Annotated in this window: 8 protein-coding genes and 1 pseudogene; 4 read left to right on the forward strand and 5 right to left on the reverse strand. The window is 31.5% G+C overall.

From position 1 onward, the window contains the following. The coding region (locus DEX24_RS16380; RefSeq protein WP_146193013.1) for an IS3 family transposase at positions 1-98 on the forward strand (98 nt) is incomplete at its 5' end. A gap of 247 nt (positions 99-345) precedes the next feature. Here the strand turns inward: DEX24_RS16380 and DEX24_RS17920 are convergent. The 3 genes and pseudogenes from DEX24_RS17920 to DEX24_RS17325 form a co-directional block, all read right to left on the reverse strand. Next, positions 346-579, reverse strand: a pseudogene (locus DEX24_RS17920) (tyrosine-type recombinase/integrase); the annotation flags it as partial. A gap of 1,147 nt (positions 580-1,726) precedes the next feature. Beyond that, the gene (locus DEX24_RS16395) at positions 1,727-2,116 is read right to left on the reverse strand and encodes a hypothetical protein (RefSeq protein ID WP_109307460.1); all 390 of its coding nucleotides are present in this window, start codon (positions 2,114-2,116) and stop codon (positions 1,727-1,729) included. 96 nt (positions 2,117-2,212) lie between these two features. Next, complete coding sequence (locus DEX24_RS17325) at positions 2,213-2,389, reverse strand: hypothetical protein (RefSeq protein WP_170112985.1); 177 nt, start codon at positions 2,387-2,389, stop codon at positions 2,213-2,215. Between DEX24_RS17325 and DEX24_RS16400 the strand changes: the two genes are divergently transcribed. After that, positions 2,383-3,156 (forward strand): stalk domain-containing protein, encoded by a 774-nt coding sequence (locus tag DEX24_RS16400; RefSeq protein ID WP_109307461.1) that lies wholly within the window; start codon positions 2,383-2,385, stop codon positions 3,154-3,156. The two genes, DEX24_RS17325 and DEX24_RS16400, sit on opposite strands and share 7 nt — an antisense overlap. Before the next feature lie 381 nt (positions 3,157-3,537). Here DEX24_RS16400 and DEX24_RS16405 read toward each other — a convergent pair whose 3' ends face one another. Both DEX24_RS16405 and DEX24_RS17925 read right to left on the reverse strand, forming a co-directional pair. Further along, a complete protein-coding gene (locus DEX24_RS16405; protein ID WP_170112986.1) occupies positions 3,538-6,087 on the reverse strand; it encodes a DEAD/DEAH box helicase in 2,550 nt (849 codons plus the stop codon). A gap of 680 nt (positions 6,088-6,767) precedes the next feature. After that, positions 6,768-6,878 (reverse strand): IS66 family transposase, encoded by a 111-nt coding sequence (locus DEX24_RS17925; RefSeq protein WP_222592628.1) that lies wholly within the window; start codon positions 6,876-6,878, stop codon positions 6,768-6,770. Positions 6,879-7,693: 815 nt separating this feature from the next. On the opposite strand from DEX24_RS17925, the gene DEX24_RS16420 reads away from it, so the two are divergent. Continuing rightward, a complete protein-coding gene (locus tag DEX24_RS16420) occupies positions 7,694-8,065 on the forward strand; it encodes a hypothetical protein (RefSeq protein WP_146193014.1) in 372 nt (123 codons plus the stop codon). A 453-nt stretch (positions 8,066-8,518) separates the two neighbouring features. Beyond that, on the forward strand, positions 8,519-8,877 hold a 359-nt coding region (locus DEX24_RS16425), incomplete at its 3' end, for a transposase (RefSeq protein WP_211310125.1).

An 8,877-nucleotide genomic window follows, 5' to 3' on the forward strand; every position in this document is an offset into this window, starting at 1 on the left:
TTGAACTTTGGGATTACGTACACTGGTTTAACAACCTACGAATTCACGGAACACTAGGTTATTTAACGCCTGTGGAATTCAAGCAACAGCCCCTATAATTTTTGTCCAGTTTAGTGTTGACATTCCAAAATGTGTAGATTACCAATAATCGTATCTATTTAGAATAGTATAGATGTCAAATAATAAGAGGAAATTGGGGCTGTTCCAAAGGATTTTTTTAGCCAAAAACGAATAAAAATTGAAAGGCAGAAACATTGATTTAACAACATTTCTGCCTTTTCAATTTCATATGATTACACTTCAAAAGGACATATGAGGCAGCCCCATGTAATGTTATTATTTAGTTCAGCAAGCTTTATTGCTTGTGATTGGTAAAGAGTATCTACTTAATTCAGGAATACAATGAATATACGTATCTACAGTTGTTTTTAATGAAGTGTGACCTAAAAAATATTGAATAAATTTTATATCTTCATTTTGATAATATTTAATGGTAGCACATGTATGCCGAAGCCCATGAATCGTTACTTGTTTTAGGTTATGCTGACTTTGGAACTTCTTTAACCAAGCATTTAAAACGGAATTATTGTAAAATGTATTTTTACTATTTACGACATTCTATCCTACTTAGGAATGGTTGATTCCAAAAAAAGTGTGGGATCTAAAAACTTCTCCAAGAATTGAAAGTAGGGGGAGTATTCAAAGAAAATATTTGTTAGAAATTTGATATTTACATTTGTTTTGATATTCTTTATGGAATAATGAGGATTATAAGAAAAAAACTAAAACTTTAATTGAGATAATGGATTTTTCCATAAAATTTCGAATAGTTTCGATGATTTTCCGTAAACTTTTTAGAAGTTAAAAAGCTTTTTATAATGAATTTTGCGTGAAAAAATGATAGCTTTTATCAAATTGTTATTAAAATCTGTATGATTAAAGAGATTTTTGGAATGGTGAATATTGAAGGAGTGGAGAGTGGATAGGAAAACGTAATCAAACAAAAGTTTATTCAAGATTTATTTAATACTTATCTAACAGTTGTTTAAATGTTGTGTAATAAGTATATATGTTCTGGAATACAGGTCATGTAGAGGGATTTGGTTGAAATGTGAAAAATAAGCGAGGAAATTAAATTTGAAAAGTTACACAATAGTTATATAAGATTTAACCAAGTCTTATATAATTGTTGTGTAAGTGTTAAATAACTTTTTTGGGAGGAATAGAAAGTAAAAAACTATTGCAGTTTATTCCAAGCAGAAAAAAGTTTAGATTTAGTGAAAAAATGATGAAATTATTTTTAAAGAAACTTGAAAAAAGTTTTTCATTTTTAAAAATGAAAATCAGTTATATCAAGGGTTTAGGCGGATTTCTGCTCGGCAATATCCCCCTCGGCTAAAGGAGACAAGGAGCAACTTTTACCGCTTCAATAAATGTATTTTTACGGATATACTTCCGTGATATAATTATTGAAATAATCCGAATTAAGGACTTGAATTCATATGAAAAATATATTATTAATCGTCCGTCCAACAGATAAACTATCCGTCAAAGCTTGTAAAGCCTTAACTTTGGATATATTATATTTTGTATCAATTATCATCACAGCAAAAATAGTGAAACTTATCTACTTTGGTTTCTTTTATTAATTAATGGATACCCATAATAAAAAGACTGCCGAGAAATCAGATTTTCATCTGACTTTTCAAGCAGCCCACAAAAAATATCATTGTCCTACAATTTCGTTATATAAATTTCGATAGTATAATGTTAATTCTGTATATTGACTAGGAATTTTAGTCATATTCGCCTCAAAGTTTATTCGACTTATTTCTGAACTCGATCTTTTGCGTAGACTTTCAATATTTTTGTCTGAAAATTTTACAACTTTTTGCATATAACTATCTAAAATTTCTTGTGTCGGATCATAAGGGAATTCCACTTTATCACCGTTATTAGAACCACAACCATTTTCAGGCGGTGTGATTACAGGTGGTTGTGTCTGATATTTTTCCCACGGTTTTCTAACGATACATTGATAATAATAGCCTGTTGAATAAGGAATATCTAACATGCCGCCATACATATGCACTTTACGTAATAAACGATCTCGCAATGGAGACTTTACAACATCCTTTTCACCATTAATGAATCCATGAAATGTACCATTATAGTATGAACTATCAGGATAAGGTACATCTAATACCGCGCCCTATGGATGTGCTTCTTTTAACAGTCGATCTAATACTGGTGATGGAGATATGTGTTGTTTAATAATCTCACCAATACGATCACGATGACGTTCAAACGACTTTTCTACTTTCGTAGTTTTCATCGATTCAATTAAGTTTTCGACTTGTCTAGCGTAGCGTTGTTCGTCATATGGCAATTCCTCTAAAAGTTGCTGTTGAAGGTATGGGCGACAATTATAAAGCGGTAGACTCAACTAATAACGAGGGCATTGTGATTAAAGGAAAAGAAAAATTTGAATTTACATTAGCTAGTATAGAGGTAAAAGTTAACGGTAAGGATGCATATTTGCATGTAAAAGAATCTAAAGGGATTACGACACCTACTGATTTACAGGTTATCAAAATAGGTTCTGATCTGTTTGTGCCTATGGAAACATTGACTCAATTATTTGGCTACGAAGTGAAAGTAGTAAAAAAAGGCGAGGTATATATTGTTTACATAGGAACATTTAAAGAGCCGACGAAGCCAGTTGATAAGGAAGATCAATTTGTTCCGAATCATTGGAAGAAGTCACCTACTGGCCTTTACCAAGATGTGAACTCGAAGTATCCATTACCAGCTGGAATCAAGCCGTTTAAAGCTAAATCAAAAAGCTTTACGACAAACTACAAAGCGAATATCGACATTTTAGTTAATGAACTTGGATTTGAAAAAGCAAATAATGTTGCAATTATGTTCCCATATGGAACTTCGAATTCAATGACAGTAAGATATAGCGAGAAACACAAAGATTATCAGATTCAACTAAATTATTGGTGTTCTTGTAGTGACGAAGTGCAAATTCAAAATCTTACACCTTATGCTTTCAAGGAAATTACTCGTTTATTCTTCGGAGCAAACTCAAATAAGGTTTACGACATTGTAGAAAAAGGTTACAAAAGAGATAAAGCTGTATTAAAGTAATTCCACAAAAAGTTTAAAGTAGGTAATCGTGAAGTCTATATTGCCGATGCTGGCTCAAAAATTTCCGTTTATATTTCAGAACCAAACAAAAAGTTGAATTTGTAGCAAAACATACTAACACTAGTAGTACGGACCAAAGTAATGGTCTGTACTACTAGTTTTTAGAGGAAGCTAAGCACGAAATATAAAGATTAGAACACAGCCCCTGTATGCATGACATGGAACGAGTGCATTTGTGTAAAAAAAGATTTATACAGTTGCATAGTAAGCCCGAAATATAAATAGTATTAAAACTTTATAACATTACGAAAAAACTATGTATTATTAAAGGGGAAATCTTGAATAATTCCCATTAAAATAGGGCGCTCCAAGCTTTTTCTGTTACGTTCTTTTTACATTTGTTGAATAATAGTCTACAAAACTTTTTTCATCTAAATGATATTTAGTTAAGAGAGTATCTAATTCGTTATCTAACCACATGTTAGGTGACTTACAAGACAATTCTTCACTTATACCTCTCAAATTGGTTTTAAGCATTTCTAATTTACTTTCATTTATTACTACAAATTCTTCATTGGCATAAGCATTATTTTCTAAAAGATCACTTCTATGGAGCATAATAGGTTTCATACGTTCTTCTTCAGCGTATCTTTCTTTATACCATCGTGTAGAAGACGACATTTGTTCTGTTTCTTGTCTTGAAATATTATTAATACTATTATTCTTACATTCTATAACTAAGTCAACGTTTTCCATTCTCCAAAAGTTATCCGGTCCATCATTTGTTCCCATATCAGGTTGTGTAGAATCAAATCCTAAAAATCCCCCTAACTCTTGGAATGCTTTTTCAAACTCTTTGTAATATAATTGAGGGGAATATAATAATAAGGATATAATATTATCAACTTTTATCGCAATATCAGTTCCCTTTTCATATTGATGGATACGTTTTTTGAATTCAGACAATTGATCACTATAACGCTTAACTCTTCTAGATTTCACAAAAGTTAAAGGCCTTATCAATGAGTCATTAGCTTCAAAAGCTCTTAATTGTAAATCTTGAGCTCTATTTGTATCTACATCATTTAATAACTGCGCATAAAATTGATACATCCAACCTTCATCTGATGTACCATCAGTTAAAGTAGTGATATCTCTCATATTATCATCTATAACTTGAACCTGTTTTCTAATCGAAGCTCTTATAGCATTTTTTTCATACTCTGCTATATTTATCATATTTGTCAGATCTACTTTGGAGTATTTTTGTTGAGCTTCATTTATCATATTTTTATGAAACTGTCTCCAGTCTTCCTCAGCTTTTAAACAAGTCGCTACTGATTCTTTAACAATCTCAATAGCTTCTTTTTTTGTAACAGTAACATTTTCAGTTAAATTGAGACCGAAGTCTAATTGAGCTTGTACGCTTGGACTAAACAACTCTTTATTTTTATTAATACTAATAAAACCTAATAGATCACTACTCATTAGTATTGATACGCAATGATCTGTTCCGGAACGTACCGCTCTCCCTAGCCCTTGTTCAATAGTTTGAGCTCTTTTTAGATTAGTCAATATTGAATCTTTTCTATACGGCGCATCTAGTTTTTCTTTTAAAGACTCCTTAGTAGGCATACCGTCAATAACTAAAATTCTACACATTGAATCAATCATATCTATTCCATCATATCTATTCATAAATACAATAAAATTCTCTTTATTAGTAGATTTAAGAGTGTTAAGATCATTGATTATATTTTCAGTCTTTATCAGTTTCGCACCTTTATCTATCCAAGGAGATGCCTTTGTTTCATTTGGTACTATAATAGCTACATTAGTATAATTTGAATATTCTTTACATAGTTCTCTGATCTCATTATCAGTAATTTCTTTGTGTATCCTTTTTGGAGAGATGATTAATCGTTCTCCCATACTTACATTATCAACAATGATAGGATTTTCAATAGAAGCTTTATCAATACCCAATTCTCTAATTAGTTCATAGTTATTACCTAATGTAGCCGATAAGATATATCTATACTTTGCATCTTCATAAGATGGAATATTTTCAGTGGGTATTAACATGGGTGTGATTTCTATTGAATTACCACTTATAAAGCACTCACAATTATCAAGATTATTGCTAATTAAATTAAAATTGAAATAAATATTAGGGTGAGCTTTTTTATTATAACTCTCCAATAAAGCTTGAATTGAACCAATACTGTTTTTCCAAGCCCAGTATGGAACTTGCTTTATAACTGAAACCTCACCTCTTCTTATACTAGCTAATGCCCCAACACCTTGATAAGCAAGAGCATCATTGAATATATTCAAAATATCATTAAATAATTCAGGCTGTTTGTCTTTTTTGATTGTTATCGTAGACTTACTTCTAGCCTTTTTTACACATTCATGAGCATCATCTATTAATAAAGCTCCAATATTTTGAATCTCTCTATTTGTGCTTCCGTTAACACCGAAGATAGATTTGCCATTGAATAATCTCTCGAAAGTAGTCACTAATACTGCTTCACTATTACTAAATTCTGAAGGGAATTCTTGTCTTCCATATTCATTCTTCTCAATTTGACACACTGGTATTCCATATAAACTTGCTTGTGTACAAACTTGCTCTACTAGTTGATTATCAGGACATAAATAAACAACTGGTTCTTTAATTTCTTGAGCTTTTGAAAAAAGCATCAATAAACCAATCAAAGTTTTTCCTGATCCAGTATCCATTAATCCTACGATATCTCTTTCTTCTCTTCTAGCATCCCATTTCTTTAATAACTCTGTTTGATTGTCTCGTAAAAAGTCATATCCCTTTTGATGAACTAATTTCTTATTAAACAAGTCGACTGGATTAATTAAAGTATCCGACGTAGTTGAAGCGAAAGCTTTCATTCTTTGATTAAAAAAGCTCATAATAGACCTCCTTCTTAAACCCACTATCATCACCCTCATTTTACCACTTTATAACCATATTTGGTAAAGTATTTTATACATCGTTGCTCTGTCTATTCCATATTCCTTCGCAATATCTTAGCCCTTTCACCTGCTTTAAATAATGTTCGAATTTTTTTCTTTGTTTTATCATCAATTTGGAGGCTTCCGCCTACTATTCCACATTTTCTAGCACTTTCTAATCCCGCGTTGTACGTCATTGCATGCCCAAGCTCAACACGATTCCCATTACGACTAGAAATCTTTTCAACATGCATGATTAATTTTAATCCATTTTCATATTCCGAACTACCTCGACAATAATCAATCCCCCAATAATACTCGTCTACTGTTAATTGTATATAGTAAGCACGAAATATAAAAAATAGCGCACATTTACGGTGCGCACGACGAATGGCTAGTTATCTGAATTTTTTTCGGATAGCTGACTATTTTGTACATGTGGTTTGAATATTTTCTGACCATGGCATGTAGTTATGTAAAATCTCAGTTTGTTGATGAAACGGTAAATTTGGTACCACCGTTATCAGCTTCCCCAAAAATTGATATAAATCAATTCCGTTTGCTTTTGCCGTTTTAGCAAAGCTTAAACAGATGGCATCAGCATTAGCTTTAGCTCCTGCCTCACTCACAGAGAAGGGCTAGTTTTTGCAATGAATGACATTTGGACGAATCGCATTTTCAGCAGGATTGTTATCAATTGTGACGTCCCCATTTTCAAAAAAGACCTTTAACTCAGAATGTATATGCAGCTGCTTCCGCTATGGTATTTTTACCGAAGAAAGGCGAAAAATCCATCGCCGATAGGCTTTACGTCTTGTTGGCATAAGAAAGCACCACCATTAATTGATATGTTTATCGTTCTGGAGATACCTGGTTGTTTATACGCGTTATTTAATTACGGGCTTACGTTGCATAAGATGATTTTTCTACTATTTTATATCTACATTTTATCTATCTTCTCCAGTAAATCAGATGTTACCTTGAGAACATTTTAAATAGTACTTTTAATAGTAGAAACCCTCCAATTTTGATATTTTTCGAGATGTAACTTATTTTTTAGAATAATTTTGCTCTTAGATTTGTAGAATGAAAAATCGCTAGTTTAATTAGTGATTAAAAACAATAAATAAGCGGATGAATTTGCGCAATAAAAACTGTGAGATCCATGGTATTACTATATTTATGGAAGATTAAACGCTTAACTAAGGAGGGGAAATTATGATTCATACGGCAGAACTTTCAATAAAGTTAGATAAAAATCATATTAGACATAAACGGGATTTTTATGGGGACAGTGATATTAGGCTCTTTGTCAAATGACGTTGGTGAAGAGATTCAACTGAATAAAAGAGTCGACTAATTTGAGCAACATAACCTACTTAGAATTGATTATCGGTTAGATGTGATGGTACAGGATGACAAGCTTAGAAAGATTTATTATGAACTCTTTAAGAAATTAAAAAAGAAAGTAAACCATTTGAAAAAAGAAAAAAAGTATTCAACTTCGCAATACCATAAAAATAAAAGCCTTCATATAATCGTATATGACAAAGAGGTAGAACGCATGGCAAATAATAAACCGCCAATGAAATGGGAAGTTGGAGTAATTAGGTTTGAAGTATGTATAGAAAAAGCTCATTTACAATATCAAAAATCAAAAAAGGGGGAAGAAAGGAATTTAAGGAATTATTTTAGAAAAGCGAAGTACCAAGGGTATATGGAAAAATACCTTTTTAAAATTTTCCCTACTGGAGACTTTTACTCATATTCTGATTTAGAATCAATTATTTATAAACTAAGTGAAAAACCCAACATAAAAAATAATATGAAGAAGTTTGTAAAATTAGTGTCTAACGGAAATTTAGATAGAGCAGCTAATGAATATTCACCTAATACGTATAGGAAGTATATGAAATTATTCAATGGGTACGGATAAATCCAATTGCAATACCGCCGAGATTTAAAATGGAAAAGTTGGATAGTTTGTTTATTTTTTTAGAAGAAGTGAAAGGGAAAAGTGAAATTTGATAAGGTTTTCGGATTTACCTTACTTTTTTAGTTTGGAACTTTAAGTCGGTTATCGAAAATGGGTAATATTATTATAAGAATTAAGAAATTAATTTGATTAGATTAACTTCAAATTTCGGATTTGAAACATTAAATGAACGGAAATTATTTTATCAAACAAAATAGCTGCTAATCTAGAAATAACCTTTACTTCTTCTAATATATATTACAACAAAAATGAAAATATTTACTTTTAATATAAAATTAGGTAGTATAAAAGGGAGTGTAAAATATCTTGTGTAAATGAATAAATACAAAAAGGAAGACCTTTTCTTGGTAGAATTAAGTCACCACAATCAATTCTATAAAAGAGGTCTTCCCTATGACTAAGTTTACATCAGATATTGTTCAAGCACTAGTCCAAAAACAAGATATTACCGAGGTGTTTCGATCACATTTAGAAACAGCAGTTAATACGTTACTGACTACGGAGCTAACAGCCTTTTTAGATTATGAAAAATATGATCGGATTGGTTTTAATTCAGGGAATTCACGGAATGGCTCATACGATCGAACACTGCATACAGAGTACGGTGACCTTCAGGTCACGATTCCTCGTGATCGTAACGGTGAGTTTAATCAACAGACAGTGGCGCCTTATAAGCGCTCTAACGATACACTCGAATCCTTTGTCATTCATATGTTTCAAAAAGGTGTGACGATGGCTGAAATTGCAGATTT

Origin of the sequence: Kurthia sibirica (genome assembly GCF_003143975.1) — a bacterium.
Taxonomy (GTDB): Bacteria; Bacillota; Bacilli; order Bacillales_A; family Planococcaceae; genus Kurthia; species Kurthia sibirica.

What these genes read in the sequence shown, in the direction of transcription:
- DEX24_RS16400 (WP_109307461.1), top strand. Translation starts at nt 2,383, where the DNA reads ATGGCAATTCCTCTAAAAGTTGCTGTTGAAGGTATGGGCGACAATTAT.
- DEX24_RS16405 (WP_170112986.1), bottom strand. Translation starts at nt 6,087, where the DNA reads ATGAGCTTTTTTAATCAAAGAATGAAAGCTTTCGCTTCAACTACGTCG.
- DEX24_RS16420 (WP_146193014.1), top strand. Translation starts at nt 7,694, where the DNA reads ATGGCAAATAATAAACCGCCAATGAAATGGGAAGTTGGAGTAATTAGG.